Source organism: Brachyspira hampsonii, assembly GCF_002214805.1.
GTDB lineage: Bacteria > Spirochaetota > Brachyspiria > Brachyspirales > Brachyspiraceae > Brachyspira > Brachyspira hampsonii.
The window spans coordinates 1,202,098-1,224,910 of the sequence record NZ_CP019914.1 but is presented as its reverse complement, the minus strand read 5'-3'; the positions used below and the strand labels follow the sequence as shown (position 1 = coordinate 1,224,910).

The 22,813-nt window shown below is 28.3% G+C and carries 18 protein-coding genes; 11 read left to right on the top strand and 7 right to left on the bottom strand.

Annotation, left to right across the window (positions count from 1 at the left end):
• The 6 genes from atpA to BHAMNSH16_RS05095 all read left to right on the top strand — a co-directional run bounded on the left by atpA (position 1) and on the right by BHAMNSH16_RS05095 (position 6,203).
• Entirely contained in the window at positions 1–1,500 is a 1,500-nt protein-coding gene (gene atpA, locus BHAMNSH16_RS05120; RefSeq protein ID WP_008731419.1) for a F0F1 ATP synthase subunit alpha, read from the top strand.
• A gap of 5 nt (positions 1,501–1,505) precedes the next feature.
• Positions 1,506–2,339 (top strand): beta-1,6-N-acetylglucosaminyltransferase, encoded by an 834-nt coding sequence (locus BHAMNSH16_RS05115; RefSeq protein WP_069732058.1) that lies wholly within the window; start codon positions 1,506–1,508, stop codon positions 2,337–2,339.
• Positions 2,332–3,171: a beta-1,6-N-acetylglucosaminyltransferase gene (locus BHAMNSH16_RS05110; protein WP_083250073.1), complete on the top strand. Its 840-nt coding sequence runs from the start codon at positions 2,332–2,334 to the stop codon at positions 3,169–3,171. Before BHAMNSH16_RS05115 ends, BHAMNSH16_RS05110 begins: the two co-directional genes overlap by 8 nt.
• A gap of 28 nt (positions 3,172–3,199) precedes the next feature.
• Entirely contained in the window at positions 3,200–4,078 is an 879-nt protein-coding gene (gene atpG / locus BHAMNSH16_RS05105; RefSeq protein ID WP_008730832.1) for an ATP synthase F1 subunit gamma, read from the top strand.
• Positions 4,079–4,204: 126 nt separating this feature from the next.
• Positions 4,205–4,972, top strand: a complete 768-nt coding sequence (locus tag BHAMNSH16_RS05100) for an ankyrin repeat domain-containing protein (protein WP_008730833.1) — start codon at positions 4,205–4,207, stop codon at positions 4,970–4,972.
• Positions 4,973–5,438: 466 nt separating this feature from the next.
• Positions 5,439–6,203 (top strand): ankyrin repeat domain-containing protein, encoded by a 765-nt coding sequence (locus tag BHAMNSH16_RS05095; RefSeq protein WP_008730834.1) that lies wholly within the window; start codon positions 5,439–5,441, stop codon positions 6,201–6,203.
• Positions 6,204–6,726: 523 nt separating this feature from the next.
• Here the strand turns inward: BHAMNSH16_RS05095 and BHAMNSH16_RS05090 are convergent.
• Complete coding sequence (locus BHAMNSH16_RS05090) at positions 6,727–7,989, bottom strand: RtcB family protein (protein WP_069732059.1); 1,263 nt, start codon at positions 7,987–7,989, stop codon at positions 6,727–6,729.
• A gap of 205 nt (positions 7,990–8,194) precedes the next feature.
• On the opposite strand from BHAMNSH16_RS05090, the gene BHAMNSH16_RS05085 reads away from it, so the two are divergent.
• From BHAMNSH16_RS05085 to BHAMNSH16_RS05070, 4 genes are all read left to right on the top strand, one after another.
• On the top strand, positions 8,195–9,103 hold the full coding sequence (locus BHAMNSH16_RS05085; RefSeq protein ID WP_069732060.1) for an SPL family radical SAM protein: 909 nt from the start codon (positions 8,195–8,197) through the stop codon (positions 9,101–9,103).
• Positions 9,104–9,336: 233 nt separating this feature from the next.
• A complete protein-coding gene (locus BHAMNSH16_RS05080; RefSeq protein ID WP_069732061.1) occupies positions 9,337–11,511 on the top strand; it encodes a PTS sugar transporter subunit IIABC in 2,175 nt (724 codons plus the stop codon).
• A gap of 221 nt (positions 11,512–11,732) precedes the next feature.
• On the top strand, positions 11,733–13,538 hold the full coding sequence (locus tag BHAMNSH16_RS05075) for a methyl-accepting chemotaxis protein (protein WP_069732062.1): 1,806 nt from the start codon (positions 11,733–11,735) through the stop codon (positions 13,536–13,538).
• A 726-nt stretch (positions 13,539–14,264) separates the two neighbouring features.
• Positions 14,265–14,633, top strand: coding sequence for a DMT family protein (locus tag BHAMNSH16_RS05070; RefSeq protein WP_008730838.1), 369 nt, complete (start codon positions 14,265–14,267; stop codon positions 14,631–14,633).
• A 78-nt stretch (positions 14,634–14,711) separates the two neighbouring features.
• Here BHAMNSH16_RS05070 and BHAMNSH16_RS05065 read toward each other — a convergent pair whose 3' ends face one another.
• Positions 14,712–16,157 (bottom strand): peptidyl-prolyl cis-trans isomerase, encoded by a 1,446-nt coding sequence (locus BHAMNSH16_RS05065; RefSeq protein ID WP_008730840.1) that lies wholly within the window; start codon positions 16,155–16,157, stop codon positions 14,712–14,714.
• A gap of 186 nt (positions 16,158–16,343) precedes the next feature.
• Positions 16,344–17,465, bottom strand: coding sequence for an IMP dehydrogenase (guaB, locus tag BHAMNSH16_RS05060; protein ID WP_008730842.1), 1,122 nt, complete (start codon positions 17,463–17,465; stop codon positions 16,344–16,346).
• A 284-nt stretch (positions 17,466–17,749) separates the two neighbouring features.
• Between guaB and BHAMNSH16_RS05055 the strand changes: the two genes are divergently transcribed.
• Positions 17,750–18,844 carry a hypothetical protein gene (locus tag BHAMNSH16_RS05055; protein ID WP_069732063.1) on the top strand — a complete coding sequence of 365 codons (1,095 nt, stop codon included), beginning with the start codon at positions 17,750–17,752 and terminating at the stop codon, positions 18,842–18,844.
• 84 nt (positions 18,845–18,928) lie between these two features.
• Here BHAMNSH16_RS05055 and rbr read toward each other — a convergent pair whose 3' ends face one another.
• The 4 genes from rbr to BHAMNSH16_RS05035 all read right to left on the bottom strand — a co-directional run bounded on the left by rbr (position 18,929) and on the right by BHAMNSH16_RS05035 (position 22,730).
• Positions 18,929–19,465, bottom strand: a complete 537-nt coding sequence (rbr, locus tag BHAMNSH16_RS05050; RefSeq protein WP_008728022.1) for a rubrerythrin — start codon at positions 19,463–19,465, stop codon at positions 18,929–18,931.
• A gap of 45 nt (positions 19,466–19,510) precedes the next feature.
• Positions 19,511–20,107: a superoxide dismutase gene (locus BHAMNSH16_RS05045; protein WP_008728023.1), complete on the bottom strand. Its 597-nt coding sequence runs from the start codon at positions 20,105–20,107 to the stop codon at positions 19,511–19,513.
• Positions 20,108–20,279: 172 nt separating this feature from the next.
• Positions 20,280–21,326: a lipase chaperone gene (locus tag BHAMNSH16_RS05040; protein WP_008728024.1), complete on the bottom strand. Its 1,047-nt coding sequence runs from the start codon at positions 21,324–21,326 to the stop codon at positions 20,280–20,282.
• A gap of 9 nt (positions 21,327–21,335) precedes the next feature.
• Positions 21,336–22,730 carry a hypothetical protein gene (locus tag BHAMNSH16_RS05035; RefSeq protein ID WP_039954228.1) on the bottom strand — a complete coding sequence of 465 codons (1,395 nt, stop codon included), beginning with the start codon at positions 22,728–22,730 and terminating at the stop codon, positions 21,336–21,338.
• Positions 22,731–22,813 lie beyond the last annotated feature (83 nt).

Below are 22,813 nucleotides of genomic sequence, written 5' to 3'. Positions count from 1 at the left end.
ATGAATATAAAAGCTAGTGAAATTGCAGCAGTTCTTAAAGAGGAGATTAAGAATTATAAGGCTGATTTTACTCCTAATGAAGTTGGGGTTGTTGTAGAGGTTGGAGACGGTATAGCTAGAATTATTGGGCTTCCGCATGTTATGGCTAATGAGATGATACTTTTTGAAAGCGGTGCGGTTGGACTTGCTTTTAACTTGGAAGAAGAAACCATAGGTGCTATAGTTTTGGGCGATTATTACGGCATTAAAGAGGGAAGTAAAGTCAGCAGGCTTAAAAGAATATTAGAAGTACCTGTAGGAGAGGCTCTTTTAGGAAGAGTTGTTAATCCTTTGGGTGTGCCTATAGACGGACATGGCGAAATTACTACTGATAAAAGAAGAGTGATAGAGTTTCCTGCTCCTGGTATTGCTGACAGACAGGCGGTAAAACAGCCGCTTCAAACAGGAATTAAGGCTATTGACTCTATGACTCCTGTAGGAAGAGGACAAAGACAGCTTATTATTGGCGACAGAGGTACAGGTAAAACTTCCATTGCTCTTGATGCTATAATCAATCAAAAAGGAACAGACGTTATATGTGTTTATGTAGCAATAGGTCAAAAGGCTTCTACTGTTGCAGGTGTTGTTGATACATTAAGACAGCATGGAGCATTAGAATATACTATAGTAGTTGCTGCTACTGCTGCTGATTCTGCTCCGCTTCTTTATATAGCTCCTTATGCCGGATGTGCTATGGCAGAGTACTTCATGTATGAACAGAAAAAAGACACATTAATTATATACGATGACTTAACTAAACAGGCTAATGCCTATAGGCAGATATCATTACTTTTAAGAAGACCTCCGGGAAGGGAAGCTTTTCCGGGCGATGTATTCTATTTGCATTCAAGACTTCTTGAGAGAGCTGCAAAACTCAGTGATGAATTAGGAGGCGGTTCTTTGACAGCACTTCCTATAATAGAAACTCAGGATAATGAGGTATCTGCTTATATTCCTACGAATGTTATTTCTATTACTGACGGACAAATATATTTGCTTACTAGCTTATTTATGAGCGGTGTTCGTCCTGCTATAGATGTAGGTATATCGGTTTCTCGTGTAGGCGGTAATGCTCAGACTAAGGCTATGAAAAAGGTTGCCGGAACTTTAAGGCTGGATCTTGCTTCTTACAGATCTTTAGAGGCATTCTCTCAACTTGGTATTGGGCTTGATAAGGCTACTTTGGCACAGTTGGACAGAGGTGCTAAAATGGTTGAATTATTAAAACAGAAACAGTGCAGTCCTATGCCTTTTGAAGAACAGGTTATTGTTATATTTGCAGCTACTAAAGGATTTTTAGATAATATTGAAGTTGACAGAGTTCATGAATTTGAATGGAGACTGCTTCAATATATTAAGGCTGATAAGCAGAATATACTTGATAATATCAGAGATAAAAAAGATATAGAAGATATGGATGAACTTTATAAGGTTATAGAAGAGTTTAAGTCTAAATTCTAAAATATATGAGCAAAATTTGTTTTTTGATATTAGCACATAAAAATCACAATCAGTTGATGAGATTAATCAATCATCTCAAAAAAGATTTTGATATTTATGTGCATATAGATAAAAGAGCCAATTTAAATATAAAAAGTTTTGATAATGTTAAAGTTTATAAAAAAATTAAAACTTATCATGGCGGATTAAGTTTAGTTATGGCAACATTATTTTTAATTAGAGAGGCTTATAAAAATGATTATGACAGGTATATTTTTATAAGCGGGCAGGATATTCCTTTAAAAACTAATAAAGAAATTATTGATTTTTTTGATAAAAATAAGGATAAGGAATTTACTTCATTTGTTAATATTAAAAATAATGACAATATGTATAAAGAAATGTCATTTAGGCTTAATGCTTATAACTTTGGCAAACTATATAGAAAATTGTTAGGCAGAAAATTTAGAGAAGCCATATCTAATATTCCATTTATAAAAAGAAAAACACCTGAAAATATATATTATGGATCTCAATGGTGGAATTTAAGTTATAATGCTATTAAATATATACTTGAATATGTAGAAAAAAATCCTGAATACTTAAAAAGATTTAACTATACTTGGGGAAGCGATGAGTTTTTTTTTCAATCTATACTTCTTACAAGCAGTTTTAAAGATAATTGTGTGAATGATTGTTTAAGGTATATTATATGGGGTGTAGGTACTCCTATAAATTTGAAGATGGAAAATTATGAAGGATTAAAGAATAATATTAAAGACAATTTATTTGCACGCAAGTTTGATGAAAATATTGATAATGATATAATAGATAAATTATATGGAAATTTATATGAGTAAAATTTGTTTTTTAATAACGGCACATAAAAATCAAAATCAATTACTGAGATTAATTAATCATCTTAAAAAAGATTTTGATATTTATGTACATATAGATAAAAAAAGCAAATTGAATTTAAAAACTTTTGATAATGTAAAAATATATAAAAAATATAAAGTTTATCATGCTGAAGTAAGTCAAATTATTTCTACATTATTTTTGATAAATGAGGCCTATGAAAATAATTATGATAGATATGTTTTTATAAGCGGTCAGGATGTACCATTAAAAACTAATAAAGAAATTATTGATTTTTTTAATACTAATAAAAATAGTGAATTTATTAGTTATGAAAGTACTAAGCATAATAGTCATCTTAAAAAATGGGAAGATATAAGATTAAATCATTATTGTTCTAATTCTAGAATTAACAGAGTTTTTCATAGCAGTGTAAGAAAATTTATTTTTGCTTTATTGCCTAATAGAAAAACAATAGAAAATGTATACTTCGGATCATCATGGTGGAATTTAACTAATAATGCTGTAAAATATATACTTGAATATATTCAAAAAAGTCCTGATTTTTTAAAGAGATTTTATCATACTTGGGGAGGAGATGAATATTTTTTCCAATCTATATTATTAAATAGCCTGTTTAAAGAAAACTGTGTAAATGACGGTTTAAGATATATAGATTGGTCTGAAAAGTATGGCAGTAACCCTGTTACTTTTAGGTTTGAAGATTATGACAATATAAAAAATAATATTAGAAATAATTTATTTGCACGCAAGTTTGATGAAAATATTGATAATGATATAATAGATAAATTATATAAAGATTTAGAAAGTTGAAAAATTCTAATAATTTGGAGTTTTTATTATGGCAGAGAAACTTAATGTATTAAAAGCAAGAATTAAAGCCGTATCAAGTACGCATAAAATAACTAAAACAATGGATATGATAGCAAGATCCAGAACTGCTAAAATTCTTACAGTAGAACAAGGTATGCGTCCTTTTACTCAAAAATTAAACAGAATAGTAGAAGATCTTTCGCATTCTGATATGGATCATGTTCATCCTTTGCTTGCACCAAAGAAGAAAATAAAAAATATAATACTTTTTGTTGTAACTTCTTCAAGAGGATTATGCGGTTCTTATAATACAAAGATTTTTGATGAGGCTATGGAAAGAATCAGACATCATCATAGACATGGCAGAGAGGTTCAGCTTCATGTACTTGGAAAAAAAGGGGAAGTTTATTTTGAAAAGCAGGGTATACCAATAGCTAGAAAATATCCTCGTATAGATGAAGAATCTACTTTTGATGATTGTGCTACAGTAGTTCAGCGTTTCATGCATGAATATGCAGTTGATAATGCTTCTAGGGTAGAGGTTATATATACTAGGTATTATACTAGAGTTGTACATATACCTAAAATTAAAAGTTTGATTCCCATGATACCTGATGAGGAAGATATTGAGGGACATAAAATTAAGAAAAAATTAGAATATGTAATAGAGCCTAATGTAGAAGATGTACTTAAAGAAGTTGTCCCTATGGCTATTAAAACATATTTCTATTTTATGCTTACTAGTTCTTTTTTGTCTGAAAATGCTGAAAGATCTGTGGCTATGAGAAATGCTACTGACAATGCTGAAAGATTATTAACAGACCTTAAAAATAAAGCTAACAGAGCCAGACAGGAACATATTACTAATGAGCTTCTTGATATTATAGGCGGTTCTGAGGCTATATAATTTATTTTTGATAATAGAAAATTAATGCCATTCATATATTTTATGAGTGGTATTTTTTTATTTTTAATTCTTTAATCATTATGCTATAATATCTCAAATTATATTAATTACTATATTGCGGTGTTTATGAAAAGAATAAAAGTGTTAAAAACTATATTATTAATTTATTTATTATCAATGATTTTTATTATATCATGCAAGAAAAAAGAGGAGTCTAGTGTAAGTATAAGTAATAATTCTGTGTATGTAAGTAATCCTGATAATATTTACCATAAAACTTATACTAATGTTGTAAAGATACAGGGTAAATATGTTAGTATGAATTCTGCTTTTTCTTACGGCAATAGAAAAGAAGGAGAATACAGCGAGGACTATGATATATTTGAGGCTATAGAAAATCATAGCTTAAAAAGAGTAATGGAATTAATAGGAGAAGGTGAAGATATAAATCAAACTTATAGCGGTGAGATAAAATATAGCGATTTTTTCAATGATTATTATTATCTTGACGGAGCTACTCCTTTAATGTTTGCTATATTTTATAGAGATTTGGGTATAATGAAATATTTGCTTGATAAAGGTGCTGATCCTTATACTAAAGATGATTACCCTTACAATTGGAATGCCTTTTTATGGGCTTGCGGTACTGGAAATGTTGATGTTATAAAAATGCTTGTGCAGTATGATTCTGATGTTGTAAACTCTAAAAATATGTATGATGCAAATGGGCTTCATATGGCTGCTTTGAATGACAATGTAGAAGTGTTTGAATATTTGGTTAGGGATTTATGTTTTGATATAAACAGTACAGATGAGGACGGTGATGGAGTTTTATATTATGCTGATGAAGATGAAGCAATAGAGAAGTTAAAGGAATTAGGGGCAGAAGAGTAAAAATTGTGAGCGTTTCAAGATGAGTATTAAAAAATCGAGCGTCTAGCAAATTCGCCGAAGGCGGACAGAGTCTTTGCTAGAGCCTTAAAGCGAGATTTTTTAATTTTTTAATGAAGCAATTTTTTGTTAATAATCGATAAAAAATTGTGAGCGTTTTAAGGTGAGTAGATTAAAAAATCGAGCGTCTAGCAAATTCGCCGAAGGCGGACAGAGTCTTTGCTAGAGCCTTAAAGCGAGATTTTTTAATTTTTAATGAAGCAATTTTTTATTAATAATCAATAAAAAATATTGAGCGTTTCAAGATGAATGTATTAAAAAATCGAGCGTCTAGCAATATCATTGCTAGAGCCTTAAAGCGAGATTTTTTAATTTTTAATGAAGCAATTTTTTATTAATAATAATAGAAAATAATTTGCTTTTATTGTATAATACTTCACAAATTATTAATTACTATACGGCGGTGTTTATGAAAAGAATAAAAGTGTTAAAAACTATATTGTTAATTTCTTTATTATCAATTATTTTTATTATATCATGCAAGAAAAAAGAAGAGGCTAGTGTAAGCATAAGCAATAATTCTGTGTATGTAAGTAATCCTGATAATATTTATCATAAAACTTATACTAATGTTGTAAAGGTTCAGGGTAAATATGTTAGTATGAATTCTGCTTTTTCTTACGGCAATAGAAAAGAAGGAGAATACAGCGAGGACTATGATATATTTGAGGCTATAGAAAATCATAGTTTAAAAAGAGTACAGGAATTAATAGAAGATGGCGGAGATATTGATGAGTCTTATTATGGAGATGATAGCATATACAGCGATTTTATGAATGACAGCTATTCTGCTAATGGTGCTACGCCTTTGATATTTGCCGTATTTTACAGAGATTTGGGTATAATGAAATATTTACTTGATAATGGGGCAGACCCTTATGTAAAAGATGATGACGGCTGGAATGCTTTTTTATGGGCTTGCGGTACTGGAAATGTTGATGTTATAAAAATGCTTGTACAGGCTGATCCTGATGTGGTAAACTCTAAAAATATTTATGATGCAAACGGTCTTCATATGGCTGCTTTGAATGACAATGTAGAAGTGTTTGAATATTTGGTTAGGGATTTGGGTATGGATATAAACAGTACAGATGAAGACGGAGACGGAGTTTTATATTATGCTTCTGAAGATGAGGCTATAGAAAAGTTAAAAGAATTAGGTGCAGAGGAATGATTTTTATTAGTAATAAATGAGTTATTTTATAAAAATGGTGAGCATCTGGAAAGTTTATTTGTATAATATTTTTTAATAATGAATATAACGCACGGTGAATTAGCTTTTATCTATAAATTCATTATATTTTTTATTTTCTATAATTTTATAAATAAAATTCTTCGTGCGTTGTGAAAGCATTAAATTTAAATAAATCTAGGGTGGGCAGTAGAAATAACAGTGCAGAGTTAAAAATAAAAATGAGACAAAAATAGCAGATTAAAATTATAAGCCTAAAGGGTGGGGAGTGAAAATAAGTTTTAAAACTTTATTTACATACCCCGCCCTTTATTCTTTTTCACTTTATCAAAAAATTTAACTTTCATTATCTTTAACAGTATACTTGGAAATTTTAGCCCCCGCCCAAGTTTTTATTAGGTTTTGAATTTTATTTAACTAAATATTAATAAAAAATAAAAACATAGAAGTGGCTTATATTATAAACGCTGGTTATTCTTTTGTTTTGTATGTGATATTATATTTTTTAAGAGGCTTTTATATTGAGTACAGGTTTTAATCTGTCTATTATATCTGCTGTAGGCATTATTAATTTTTCTATTTCCTTTGAATCTTTATATGCCTGAGGAGCTTCATCTAAAGTATTTTTTGATATGCTGCTTGAATAAATACCTTTCATAGATTCAATAAAATCTTTCATATCTATTTGTTTTCTTGCCTGTATTCTTGAAAGCACTCTTCCAGCTCCATGAGGTGCTGAAAAATTCCAATCTTCATTGCTTTTTCCTTCGCATATTAGTATACCGTCCCGCATGTTAAAAGGAATTATAATTTTTTCTCCCTTATAACTTCTTATGGCACCTTTTCTTATTATAAAATCTTCAAAATCTATAAAATTATGTATAGATGAAAAAGTATCTTCTAATTTTATATTAAGAGAATCTTTTATAATGTTAAGCATAGCCTCTCGGTTTATTTTTGCATAATACTGAGATATTACCATATCAATGCAGTAGTCAAACATAGCTTTGCCGTATATATAATCTCCGCTTCTTACTATTTCATTATACTCATAATATTCTTTTGTTGTTTTATCATTAGCATCATTTGCACTATTTAAAAAATCTTTTGCTTCTTCTATTCTTTTTTTATTGTTTCTTACATGATATTCGCATACCATTGTGCCGAAATTTCTTGAGCCTGAATGTATAGTGAGAAAGTAATCATTATTAATGGAGGTTCCTATTTCTATAAAATGATTTCCTCCTCCTAATGTTCCTATAGAGTTGTGAAATTTTTCTAAATCCATTTCTATTCTTTGGCATAATTTTTCTATGTAATCATTATCTATCTCAAATATGGCAAAGTTTGTATTATATCTTTTATTATAACCTATAATAAAGTTTCTCATAATTTCATTTAATTCTTTAAAATTAAAAAATGAATAATTACTTTTTTTATGAGTTTTAAAACCCATAGGAATATTTTGTTTTATAGTTTTATCAATTTTTTCAAGCCCAATATTTTTTATATTATCATTTAATTTTGAAGTAAGCATTCCGCAGCCTATATCAACGCCTATATGAAAAGGATTTACTCTATCAGTTAAAGGCATTGTAAAACCTATTACTATACCCTTTCCAATATGAGTGTCCGGCATTATCCTAACTTTCACATTTTCGCTTGCTTTTTCATTTAAAATATTATAAATCAAAGAATAAGATTCTTCATCGATATTGTCAGTAAATATTTTGCAGTCTTTATTGTATTTTCCTTTTAACTCTATCATGAAAGTATACTCCTTTCTCTTCAACTGTTAATAATATTATAAATTATTATAATGTCAAAAATTTTCATTTATGTTATATATTAAAAAATTTTTAACCTTGTAAAATTTTATTAATATTTTAATAATCGTACTTGATAAAAATACTAATATACAGTATTATATATAAATATAATGTTTTAATATATTATAAAAAGAGATAAATTATATGATTAAATACAGAGAGATTAACTGCAAATCAGCTTTAAATAAAGTAGATAATGAATATGGATTCTGTTATGATTTGAATATTTACAGAGGCTGTCTTCATAAATGCTATTATTGTTTTGCTGTATATTCTCATAAATATATTAATTCAAAAGATTTTTTCGGTGAAATATTTGTAAAAAAGAATATTGCAGAAGTTTTAGAAAAAGAATTATCATCAAGAAATTGGAAGAGAGATATAATTAATCTAGGAAGCGTTACAGACAATTATCAAGAAGCAGAAAAAGATTATAAACTTATGAGAGATGTTTTAAAACTCTTAATAAAATATAAGACACCAATGTGCATATCCACAAAAAGCGATTTGATATTGAGAGATTTTGATTTGATAGATGAGCTTTCAAGTATAGTACCTGTAAGAATAGCGACAACTATAACAGCATTAGATGAGAAATTATCTTCTCTAATAGAGCCTAATGTTATAAGCCCAGAGAGAAGATTAAATATATTAAAAGAGTTTAAAAAAACAAAAGCTATAACAGCAGTTCATACTATGCCTGTCATGCCTTTTATTACTGAAAATGAAGTAGAAAATATTTTTAAAAAAGTTAAAGAATATAATATAGACTATTGTGCGGCAGATGTACTTAAATTAAGAGGTGAATGCAGAAAAATATATTTAAACTTTGTGAGACAAACATTTCCAGAGCATTATAAAAAATATTTGTACATTTACGGAACTGACGGACTTCTTAAAGATGAATATAAAGAAAAACTATACTCAAAAATAGAAGCGTTAGAAGAAAAATATAATATCACATACAAAACTAAAGAGGAACTCAATACAGAAGACAGTGTTTATAACAGATATAAAAATAAAGTTATGGAAGAAGAGCCTAGCTTATTTTAAGTATTATTTAATATATTAAATCTATAATTAAACCTATTTTTTAATCAAATAAATACAGATATATTATTAATTGCAAAAATTATTGATAAAAATATATACAATTATAAAAAAATATATTATACTTATAATAAGAATTGATGTTTATATGTGATATTAGTATACATAATACTTTATTTTATCATGTCTCTCATATTCTTATCAAAAATATATTTTAATAATCTGGAGTTCTTTATATGAAGGATAAAATTTTCGGTGTACTGCAAAGGGTAGGAAGATCGTTCATGCTTCCTATAGCTGTGCTTCCTGTTGCAGGTTTGTTTTTAGGTATAGGTAGTTCATTAACTAATACCACAATGCTTGAAACCTATAATTTAATGGGTATCTTGGGTCCGGGTACTATTGCCTATGATATATTATCAGTATTAAGCGAGGCTGGTAATATAATATTTGGAAACCTGCCTATTATATTTGCTATGAGCGTAGCTATAGGTATGGCAAAAAAAGAAAAAGAGGTAGCTGCTTTATCTGGAGCTATAGCATTTTTTGTAATGCATGCTTCTATAGGTAAAATGATACAAGTTATGGGCGGAGCTGAAAAACTTTTGGCTGGATCTACTACAAATGTTGTAGGTATATTATCACTTCAAATGGGTGTATTCGGCGGTATTATAGTAGGTCTTGGAGTAGCTGCTTTGCATAATAAATATTATAATATAGAGCTTCCTCAAGTATTATCATTTTTCGGCGGTACAAGATTTGTTCCTATAATATCTTCTATAGTATTTTTAGTAGTAGGTATATTAATGTATTATGTATGGCCTCCAGTACAGGTTGTTATGAATAAATTAGGAGACTTAATAGCTGGTTCTGGTTATATAGGTACTTTATTCTACGGTATAATAGAAAGAGCATTAATACCTTTCGGACTTCACCATGTATTCTATACTCCATTATGGCAGACTTCTTTGGGCGGTACTATGATGATAGACGGCAATTTGGTAGAAGGTGCTCAAAATATATTCTTTGCTCAGTTAGGCTCTCCTACAACAACTGCTTTCAGTGTTGAAGCTACTCGTTTTATGACTGGTAAATTCCCATTTATGATATTCGGTTTACCTGGTGCTGCTTTGGCTATGTATAAAACTTCAAGACCAGAAAAAAGACAGGTAGTAGGTGCTTTGCTTTTCTCTGCTGCTCTAACTGCTATGCTTACTGGTATTACTGAACCTATAGAGTTTACATTTATATTTGTAGCTCCTATGTTCTATGCTATTCACTGTGTACTTGCTGGTATATCTTTCATGCTTATGCATATACTTCATGTTACAGTAGGTATGACATTCTCTGGCGGTTTTATAGACTTATTATTATTCGGTATAATACAAGGCAATGCTAAAACTAATTGGGTATGGATAGTAATAGTAGGTGTTGTTTATTTCTTTGTTTACTATTTCTTATTCTCTGCTTTAATTAAAAAATTTGACTGGAAAACTCCAGGAAGAGAACCAGATACAGAAGAGCCTAAACTATATAGAAGATCTGATGTTGAAGCTGCTAAAAATGCTGGAAAAGAAGGCGAAGTATCTCCAGCCTCTAAATATGAAGAAGCTCCATTAATAACAGCAGGACTTGGCGGAAAGAAAAATATAAGCGATGTAGACTGCTGTGCTACAAGACTTCGTATAACAGTATTTGATGCTTCTAAAGTAGATGATTCTCTATTAAAACAAAGCGGTGCTGCTGGTATCATCAAAAAAGGTAATGGAATACAGGTAATATACGGACCTAAAGTTACTGTAATAAAATCAAGACTTGAAGATTATTTGCATGATCCTATAAGCGATGAAGAAGTATCTGTTAATACTGCAAATACCGCAGCAGAACCAGTAAAACAGGAAGAAAAGAAAGAAGAACCTGTAGCAGATAAAAAATCTGAAAATAAGGCAGCAGCTTTGGTAGATAAAGTATATGCTCCTATACAAGGTAATATAGTAAAATTAGAAAGTGTTAAAGATGAGGCATTTTCAAGCGGTGCTATGGGTAAAGGCATAGCTATTGAACCTAAAGAAGGCAAAGTATATGCTCCTTTTGACGGTATAATAGAAACAGCTTTCCCAACAAAACATGCTATAGGATTAACTTCTGATAAAGGAGTTGAACTTCTTATACATGTTGGTATGGATACCGTGAAATTGGGCGGTGCTCACTTTATTTCACATATAGAAGAAGGTCAAAAGATTAAGAAAGGTGATTTATTATTGGAATTTAATATAGAAAAGATAAGAGGAGCAGGATATCCTACACTTACTCCTGTTATAGTAACAAATTCTGATGATTATTCAGAAGTTGGTATTACAAGTGCTTCTTCTGTAAATGCAGGCGATGATTTGCTTGATGTTAAAAAATAAAAAATAAATAATCAATAATATAATAATAGGGGAGTTATTAATTTAGCTCTCCTATTTTTTTATTTAATTTTTTTATTGCATTTTTTTTATTTTATTATATTATATTAATTAATAATATTTGATAGTGTTTCCGAGAAATGTTAATTTATTATAATTGAAGATAAAAATATATATTATATAGTAATTTATACCTTATAATTAAAATATTTGGAGAATTATTTATGAATGATAAGAAAAAGAAGTATGTATTAATGCTTAAATTTTTACTTCCGTTTGCTGCGTTTATAATAGTTATGGTTGTAGCATTGATGTTATATTTTATACCTATGTACGAAATAGAATTTGCCTTAGAGATAGAATCTAATATGTATAAGAATGAAACATCAGTTACTACTTGGCTTAATTATTATTATTCACAAATAGAAGTTTTAGCAGCATATTGTAAATATGAAACAGATTATACTCAAATGCTTGATTCTTTTAAAGAATTAGAAAGTATAAAAGAAGAGATTAAAAATATACATTTCAGCGGAACAGTATCATATAAAGACGGAGGATTATTGGTAATAGTATACGGAGATAATATAGAAGGATTTGACCAAACTACTAGAGAATGGTATATAGAAGCCAAAAAAAATCCTTCTAAAATATTTATTAGCTCCCCGTATATAGATGCTGAAAGTAAAGAAACAGTTATAACTGTATCAAAAGGTGTAACATTAAACGGAACTTTTATAGGAGTAATTGGCATAGATATATCTTTCAAGAAAATATCAGAGCTTTTACTTAGTAATAGTGACAGCAAATATTATATATCATTAGAAGATGGACAGTTTGTTACATATTCAGATAACTCTTTACTTTTTAATAAACAAAGAACTATATATACAGAACTTAATGCTCCTAGACTTAATGGAACAGATTATGCTTTTAATATTAGTAAATCCAAATGGACAGCTGTATATGATATACCAAATACTCCTTGGCTTTTAGTAGGAAATGGAAGTTCATCTTATCTTAATAATAAAATAACTACACTTTCTATTATAATGGTTGTAGTTGCTATAGGATTTTTATTGATTGAGTTTATACTTGTCATGCTGAATGTTACTCCATTATCTCAGACTTTAGATAGAGCTATAGATGTTATTAAAAATATGACAGATAAGCATTTCAATGCTGTATTTGAAGATAAGTTATTAAACAAATCAGACCAAACTGGGGTTTTAGTTAATTCTATACAGGATATGCAGAAATCTCTTGGTAACTCTATACATTCTTTGCAGGATTCTCTGAATTTTATTAATAATGAAATAGATACTGTTGCTGACGGAAGTACAAATTTATCCGACAGAACTAACACTCAGGCTTCTTCTCTTGAGGAATTATCCAGTTTGATAGAATCTCTATCATCATCTCTTGATGAAACAAATATTCAGTCTAATGACGCTAAGGATATGAGTGTAAAAGTGGCAGATGCTACAAAAGTAGGGGTAGAATCATCTTCAGAAATTATAAATAGTATGAATGAAATATCTGAATCTAGTAAAAAGATATCAGAGATGACAAAACTTATACAATCTATTGCTTTTCAGACAAATATATTAGCATTAAATGCAGCGGTAGAAGCGGCAAGAGCAGGGGATCAGGGTAAAGGTTTTGCGGTGGTAGCAAGCGAGATACGATCTCTTGCTCAGAATGTAGATGAAACGGCTAAAAATATCACAGATACTATTAATGATGCTTTGGCTAAAGTAGATGTAGGAAACAAAGCTGTAGAAAATTCTTCTAAAATACTTGCTGATATTGAATCTTTAGCACAGGATATGCTTAATAAATTGACTTCTATATCAGAACGGGCTGTAATAGAAGCCGACAGTATTAATCAGATAAATGTTTCTGTGAGACAGCTTAATTCTATTACAGGAGAAAATAGTGATTTAGCAGAGGCAAATGCTAGTTCGGCAAAAGAAGTTAGAGCAAAAATAGAAGATATGGTTGATCAGATTAATAATTTTAAGTTTTAACATATAAAATCATAAAAAGAAATGACTGTAAAAGCCATTTCTTTTTATGTATTTTTTAAGAATATATAATAGTTATATCTCTATATTTATTTTTCTTTATCTTTTTTGATTTATTTTTAATCCCACCCTTTATATTTATTGTTTATTTTAGAGTTTATAGATATCATTTTTTTGTAGTCTTTTCTGTCATTATAAATCCCACCCTAAATTTTTGTTAATATTACTGCTTTCATTAACGCACGGTTAGTAAAATTTTTTATATAATTTTATTAATAATAATATTTTAACTATATAAATAAATGCATTAACCGTGCGTTAAAGATGTTGAAAATCTAATTTAAGCTTGGGAGGGTGCTATATATTCTAATTTAGTTTATAAGAAATGAGTAGTTAAAAATTGCATGAGAATTTATTAATGAAAAAGGGCGGGCGTATGTAATATTAATAAAAAAATAAATTTTTTGTTTTTATGTATTGACAAAGTTTAAAAATATGTTAGAATATACTAACAAATGTTAGAGAGTATTTATAAAGTCAACAACTTTGTATCCCTAAATTGATACAATATATTTTATAACCTTCATTTAATTAAACTGTATGCCCCCTATGATAAGTAGGGGGTAATATTTTTTTATAAATTGTAAAAATAAATATAGCAAATTATTTTTTATAATTTATAATATTTTATCAATAAAAAAATTATAAATGGAGGATTAAAATATTATTATGAAAGCCATAACAACTATATTACTTCTTATTATGTCAAATACATTTATGACATTTGCTTGGTACGGACATTTAAAATTCAGCGAGATAAAAGGCTTTGAAAAACTATCACTTCCTATAATTATATTAATAAGCTGGGGTATTGCTTTATTTGAATACTGTTTTCAGGTTCCGGCAAATAGAATAGGGTTTCAAGGTAATGGAGGACCTTTCTCATTAATGCAGCTTAAAGTTATGCAGGAAGTTATTACATTAACTATATTTACTATTTTTACTGTAGTATTTTTTAAAACAGAAACTTTAAGAATAAATCATTTTATAGGTTTTTTATGTTTGATATTAGCAGTATTCTTTATTTTTAAGAAATAGCATTATTAATTATAAAAATATATAAATAAAGGCAATTATATTTTGTATAATTGCCTTTATTTATGCTAGTCTTATATTTTATCTTATATTATGTTTTTTCACTCTAGCTTCTTGTATATGTTCATTTTCCCATTCTAATTGAATATTATTAATTCTCTGTCTTTTAATAGTATTTATATTAATAGCATTTAAATCAGCAGTCTTTGGCTTTTCTTCAGAAACTAATCTTATAACAGCCACACCATTATCTAATTTTATAACATCACTTATTTGATTAGTTTGCATAGAGAATACATGCATATAGAAAGATTCAGTTGAAGAGTCAGGTATAATAGTTCCTTCAGCTGTATTTAATCTTCCTTGATTATAAGAGAAAGGTGCTGCTGGTTTATAATATTTGATATATCCGTTTCCATTTAAAGCTGCTAGATTATTAATGCCGGTAACTGCAGCTTTTAATACCTCAGCTTGTTTTGTTTTTTCAGCTTCTAAAAGAGTATTAATATTGGCATTTAAATATTCTCTTTTCAATACTTCAGGATTAACATCATTGTATTTTTCTGGAAGCCTTATATCATTAACAAGAACTATGTAATAATATCCATTTGCATATATAGGCTCAAGTAATTTTTGTCCTTTATTATCAGCAAATATCTTATTAGCAAAATCTTCGGTAGGAAGCTGCATTCTAGTAACATAACCTAATTTATAATTATTACTAGCGATACTTTTTTCTAAAGCAGTTTTTTCAAATAAAGTTATATCATCTTTTAAAGTCTTATATAAATTATCTGCCACTCCGCCGCTTTCTAATACTATCCAAGATATATCAGCCTGTGCAAAATTGGTTTTATTATCATTAAAATATTTCTCCAAATCATTAGAAGCTATTTCATTAGCCTGTACTATTGCAGCAGCATCTATATAAGCCATCTCTATATCTCTTTTAGTAAAATTTCTTTTATATTCTTTTTGAATATCAAGAGGATTTATTTTAACACTTGTAAAAAGCTCAGAAGAAATTGTTTGTGATAATATCTCCTCTCTCAAATCCTTTTCTATTCTTAATTTATCAGCCTGAGTAGAGTTTTTAATGAATGATTCATAAGCCATTTGATTATAAACACCATTAGTATCTATAAATTCACTTTTCATAGCTTCAACTATAAAATTATCGCTTACATTGATGTTTTTTCTTGCTATATCATTTAACAATATAGTAGAAACAGCTCTTCTAAATGCCAAATCTTCTATATACTTATACATTTCATTATTTATTTGTATTCCTAATTGCTGATAATAACTTTCTATCTGCTTAAAAGCTATGCCATAAGGACTAGTACTTGTGTAATATATAGGTTTTCCATTAACTGAACCTATAGTAGGAGTTTTTTGGCTTCCCCTTGTATCAACTACCAAAAAATAAACTATTAAAAGTATAGAAACAGCAGATACTCCTAGCCATTGTAAAGTTTTTATTACCGGGCTTTTCTTTTTAGGTACAAATTTTTTATTAGATGACATTATATATATCCTTAATTCTTTATTAAAAAATGATTATAATTTAATAATTATATAAGAAGAGTTTAAAAAATTCAAGTTTTTATAAAATTAAATTTATAATTGCTTATAGTTATTATTATTATAAAATAGCTAAAAAAATCTGATAACTTTACTGTATAAATAAAATTATCAGATATTATTTTATTATTAATAGTTAGGAGCTTTAGAAGTAATTTTTACATCATGGACATGACTTTCAGCCAAACCTTGATTAGTTATTCTTATAAATTCAGCTTTATCCTGAAGCATCTGTATATCTTTAGCACCTATATATCCCATACCGGCACGAATACCGCCCACTATTTGATATACAACATCAGCAACATGCCCCTTATATTCAGTAACTCCCTCTATTCCTTCAGGTACAAATTTAGATTTATTAACAACCTCACTCTGGAAATATCTGTCTTTACTTCCATGTATCATAGCACCAACAGACCCCATTCCTCTATAAGGCTTGTATTTTTTACCATCTATTATGATAACATCTCCCGGAGCTTCATAAGTAGATGAGAAAAGTCCTCCAGCCATAACAGCATCCGCCCCTATAGCAAATGCTTTTACTATATCGCCTGAATATTTAATTCCTCCGTCAGCAATAGCTCCCACATTATGTTTTTTTGCAATTTCAGAAGCGTCATGTATAGCAGTAAGCTGAGGAACTCCAACACCAGCAATTATTCTTGTTGTACAAATAGAACCAGCTCCTATTCCTATTTTTATGGCATCTACTCCTGCATCAATTAATGCTTTAGCTCCGTCGGCAGTAGCAATATTACCTGCTATTACTTCAACTTGAGTGTATTTATCTTTTATCTCTTTTATAGCAGTAAGCACATTTTTTGAATGTCCATGTGCTGTGTCTATTACTATTAAATCCACTTTTGCTTCTATAAGTTTTTCTATTCTCTCATATCTGTCTTCAGATATACCTATAGCAGCTGCCGCTATTAAAGAACCATCTTCTGATAAAGTAGCTTTTTCTTTGTCTTCTATATCTTTAAAACTTTTTACCATTTCTACTTCTTTAGTTTGCTGTTCCAAAGGCATATTTTTATGTATAACGCCTAATCCTCCGCATAATGCCATAGCTATTGCCATTTTAGATTCTGTTACAGTGTCCATCGGAGAACTTATTAATGGCGTGTTTAATGTTACTTTTTTTGTTAATTTTCTTCTTAAAACTACATCTTTAGGCAGAATATCTGATTCTTTTGGTACTAATAATACATCATCAAAGGTTAATGCTTCTTTAATATTAATAGGCATAATTATTTTTCCTCTTTTTTAAATTTTAGATATGAATTGAATAAAAAGATATTTTGATAATCGATTCTATAGTAAAAATGCTTTAATTGCAATTATTTTTTATTTTTTTATCTGAGATTTTTATTAAAAATATTAGGATGTATTAAATGTTTTTTAGTATTGTAATAATAGTGTAAAATTATAAGTATTTTTATATTTTTTAAGTAAAATATATTTACAAAACTGCTATAATATATTATACTATAATTGTAAATAAAGTTTACTTAGTATACAGGAGGTAAATTATGACTGCAGAAATAAAAGAAAATAATAATTTATTTGATTTATATAAGAACTATTTTAATCAGACAGATTTAACTTTAAATAATTTTACTAAATTAAAAAAGAATGAACTTTTATCTTCTTTGATTAAAGAGGTAGAAGAAATTAATTCTAATAGGGGAAGCATTTCCGAAAAAGATTTTGAAAGTATTTATTATATTTTGATAAAACTTTCTATTATAGCTAGAATTGACTTGATTATAGTTATGAATTCTATAAAGAATAAAGATATGTCATTTAGAAATAGTTTAAAGTATTCTAAAGATGTTATAGATCTAAGTTTGAGAATTATAGTAAAATTATTGAATAAAATGAATAGTGAAGATCTTAATTTATATTTTAAAGAATATTTGGTAAATAATGATGATATTATATCCCATACTAATAGAGTATTCATTACAGTAGTAAGATTTATAAAGTACTACAATGATAGTATACATAATAATATAGTTATTGATATAAGAAAAAAATTCAATAAAAAATATGCATATTATTATAGAAGTATTTTCAAAAAATTTAATATAAATAAAAATGTATCTAAATTAGAGCATGTATATAAATATGGTTTAAGAGATATGTTATTTAATGAGATAATTAATATTTCTATAGCGGCATTTTGGCATGATATAGTAAATGTTTTTAATAATTATAATACAGAACACAATGCAGATAAATGCTACTCTTATTTAAAACATTTTATTAGATATAATGATGATATATCTTTAACAGTTGCTCTTCATAACGAGTATTATGGATATGGCAGCGGAGTATTTTTAAATTATTATAATACGCTAATAAATTCAAATGGAGCTTATAATTTAGATTACGCTGTAAGTTTTGATTATAATGATACATTGAAATTCAGCAGCGTATCATATTTTCCATCTAAGGTTCTTGAGATAATAGATTTGTTTGATAGGGTTAATAGTTCTTCGAGCATTGATAATACATTGTTATTTATTAGAGAAAATTATTTAGAGGTAGAGGTAAAAATAGATCCTATAATTTTTGATATATTTTCTTCTTTTGTATCTGATAATATGAAATTAATAGCTTGATAATAGATTAACCTTTTAAAAAGAAAAGAGGGAGAAAATTATTTCCCCCTCTTTTTATTTTTAATACAATATAAATTCTAAAAATTAAAAGTTTTCAACACGAACTTCAAAGAATTTTTTAGCATGTTTACAAACAGGACAAAGTTCAGGAGCTTCTTCGCTTTCAACTATGAAACCGCAGTTTCTGCATTTCCATTGAACTTTAGTAGCTTTTTTGAAAACGCTTCCGCTTTTTACAGCTTCTCTTAATTTAGCATATCTTTCTCTATGTTCTTTTTCAACATCACCGATTAATTTCATAGAACGAGCTATTTCATCGAAACCTTCTTCAGTAGCTTCTTTAGCCATTCTTGGGTACATATTTTCATATTCTTCATTTTCGCCTTCCCAAGCAGATTGTAAGTTTTGAAGTGTATCACCTATACCATTAAGATATTTGAAATGTACTTTAGCATGTTCTCTTTCATTTTCAGCTGTTTCAAGGAATATAGCAGCTATTTGTTCATAGCCTTCATTTCTTGCTACGCTAGCAAAATAAGTATATTTGTTTCTAGCCATAGATTCGCCGGCAAAAGCTTCATTTAAGTTTTTTTCTGTTTTTGTACCTTTTAAATCCTTCATTTTAATTCTCCTAAAAAGTATATAAATAATTAGTTTGAAACTATATTATTTAGCAAGTTTAATCCTTTCTGCAACATAATCCCAATTTACTAAATGATCAACAAAAGTAGTTAAGAAATCAGGTCTTCTGTTTTGATAATCAAGATAATATGCATGTTCCCAAACATCGCAAGTTAAAACACCATGTACTTTATCAGCAACAGGGTTCATAGCATTAGCATATTTTCTAACTTCTAATTTACCATTATTCATAACAAGCCAAACCCAACCAGAACCAAATTGAGTTTTACCGCCTGTAGTGAAAGCTTCTTTGAAAGCATCAAAAGAACCGAAATCTGCTTCAATTTTTGATTTTACTTCTGCAGGTATAGCAGTATCTTTTTTAAGCATTTTGAAGAATTCTTCATGGTTATAAACTTGACCGGCATTATTAAATACTGCTTGTTTATCAGCATTGTTATGTGATAAAGTAATCAATTCTTCAATGCTTTTTCCTTGTAATGATGAATCCTTAGATACTAAATCATTAAGAGTAGTTACATAAGTATTTAAGTGTTTTCCATGATGGAAATCCAATGTGTTGGAAGACATATATGGTGCTAAATCTTCCTTTCCGTAAGGTAATTTCATTAGATCAAACATATATTTTACTCCTTCATTTTTATTTTATTTAAATAAATAATAAACTATTTTAAATTAATGTCAAGCATTTATTAAATAACAGAAAAACTTTATTAGTAAAAATTACTATTAATAATAAATAAAGGCATACCAAAAACATGGCATGCCTTCAAATTATTTATCAATTTTTTTATTAATTAGCAGTATCAGCCGCAGTTTCTGTTTCGGTAGTAGTTGTTTCTGCAGCTACAGTATCTGAAGATTCGGTTTCAGAATCTTTATAAACAGGCATTTTTTCTCTGCTTAATATTTCATCTTCTGTTTTACCGTAAGTAAATCCTAATTCATCGTAATATTTAGAATATGTAGTTCTAAATCTTTCAGAAGTAGTATATAAAACTTTATGGTATTTAGTTATTAATAATTTATATTTAGCAGTTTTAATATTTTCATCAGCTGTTTTCAAAGTAGTTAGATCCCAAAGATTATTGAACATTTCATTTAGGAAATAAACTTTACTTACATCGCTGTTCTGATTGATAGTAGCTAAGTTATAGTTAACGCCTGCTAAATAAGTATTTAACATGATCAAATTAGTAGTATTATTCTGCCCTGCTTTTTCATTATTCAAAGCATTCATTAAATGATATCTGCTTTTTGCATAATATCCGGCAGTACCTTTGAAAAGATTAAATATTCCAGCATATAGATTTAATTCATAATCAGCCTGAGCTAATTCATTAGTTTTTCCAAGTATTTCATAAATAGGTTTTACTTCATCATAAAGTCTGAAAGATTTATCTAATTCATAAAGAGCTATATCCACATTATTATCATTAGCTATAGGATTAGCAACTAAATCGTAATAGTAAACAGCATTGTAGAACATTTCATTAGTATCAATGAAATTAACATTAGTATAACGTTCTAATATTTTGTTGGCTTTATAAAGTATTCTGAATAAATAATCTTCTCTTATTTTAGTAAGATTAGTTTGAAGAAGATTGTATTCTTTATCAAGAGCAGCATCATCAGTATTCCTTAAATCAACAAAAGAAGGTGCAAAAGCTGATACTTCATTTACAGTGTTAGTATTTTCTGAAGCTCCTTGATTTTCATCTGTAGCAGCAGTTTGTTCTGTTGCAGCAGTATCTGTAGTTTCTGCTGCTGTTTCATCCTGAGCGTATGCTGAACTTAACGCTAGAATCATTACGCTTAATACAAGAAATAGTTTTTTCATGTATAACTCCTATAAGTTTTTATTATAATTGTGTAACCACATATAAATGTTGCCTAAAGTTTTATAAAGCAGCATTTTAGGTTGAGTATTTGTATTCATTAGAATATTGACTGCTGAATCCAATTCATCAATAGTCCATACAATACTTTCATCTGAAATAGAACTAGGAAATATATAATCTCTATTTTCTATTCCAAGGTATTTATCTTCTAAAGACTTTTTAAGAATATTTATCATTTCTATAATAGCATCCGTAATCTCATATTCTCCTTCGCTCAAAAGGGAAGTTAAGGAGGCTATTTGAGGCTGAACATTATTTAATGCAGCGTCCATAAAAGATAATAATACTTTGTATATATTATCGCTTGTATTTGATTTTTTGTCAAGTACATATTTTACTGCTTTAGCAACACTTCCATAAGAATTTTCTAGTGCAAGGGCTGTTTTTTCCTCATTTAGCCTTAATCTCTTCATTAATATGGATCTTAAAGTATTTTCTGACAACGGTGAAAATTTTAATTCCATCATTCGCGAACGAAGAGGCTTCATACCATCTTGAACCAATTTATTAGTATCTGAAGTTATTAGAATAAATATATTATTGTCGGAAGGTTCTTCTAAAGTTCTTAAAAATATGTTAGGTGCCCTCTTATCCATTAATTCTATGCCTTCTATGATAATAATTCTTTTATTTGATATTCTCGGCTTTCTGTATGTTAATTCGATAATATTTCTTACGGTATCAAGAGGAATTACAGTATGTATTATATTATAATATATTTTTTTTAAGGCACTGAAAAAATCTCCTTCTATTGAAATTTTTTTCTTTCCGCCTTTGTTTTTGGCTATATTTAAAGCTTCTTTTGATTTATTTCTAAATATTGAATCTATAAACTCGGCATTATCAGCATTTAACTCATTTAAAGTATAATTTGCAGCCAAATAATAAGGTTCTATAAGAGCATATCTTGAAGTTTCTTTTTTACTTCCAAGCATATATTCTTTAGGTTCGTTTACAGGATAATTGTCATAACTATCAAAAAGCATAGATTCTGCCTTATACAGTATAGAACGGCATGAAGTATAAAAATTATTAAATAAATGAGGAAGTTTATATTCTAAATACTGATTAAAATAAAGCTCAGCATTTCTAAATCTCTCATCTGTAGCTGCTACTATGACATCCGGATGTTTATATTGATCTATCATTTTACACGATTTGCATTCATCGCAGTAAGTTCCGTTTCCTCTCTCACAGCAAATAGCTTTAGCATAGTTTAAAGCACTTTCAAATTTTCCAATTCCTTCATCTCCGTAAAAAAGATATGCATGATGAATACGGCCGCTTTTATATATTCCAGCCATTATTTTTAAAGGAGTTGTTTGTCCTAATACTTTAGCCAATATTAAACCTCTAATCATATATTTTTACGAATACATGTATAAAGCATAAATAAAATTATATCAACAATAATTTTTTGATTTTA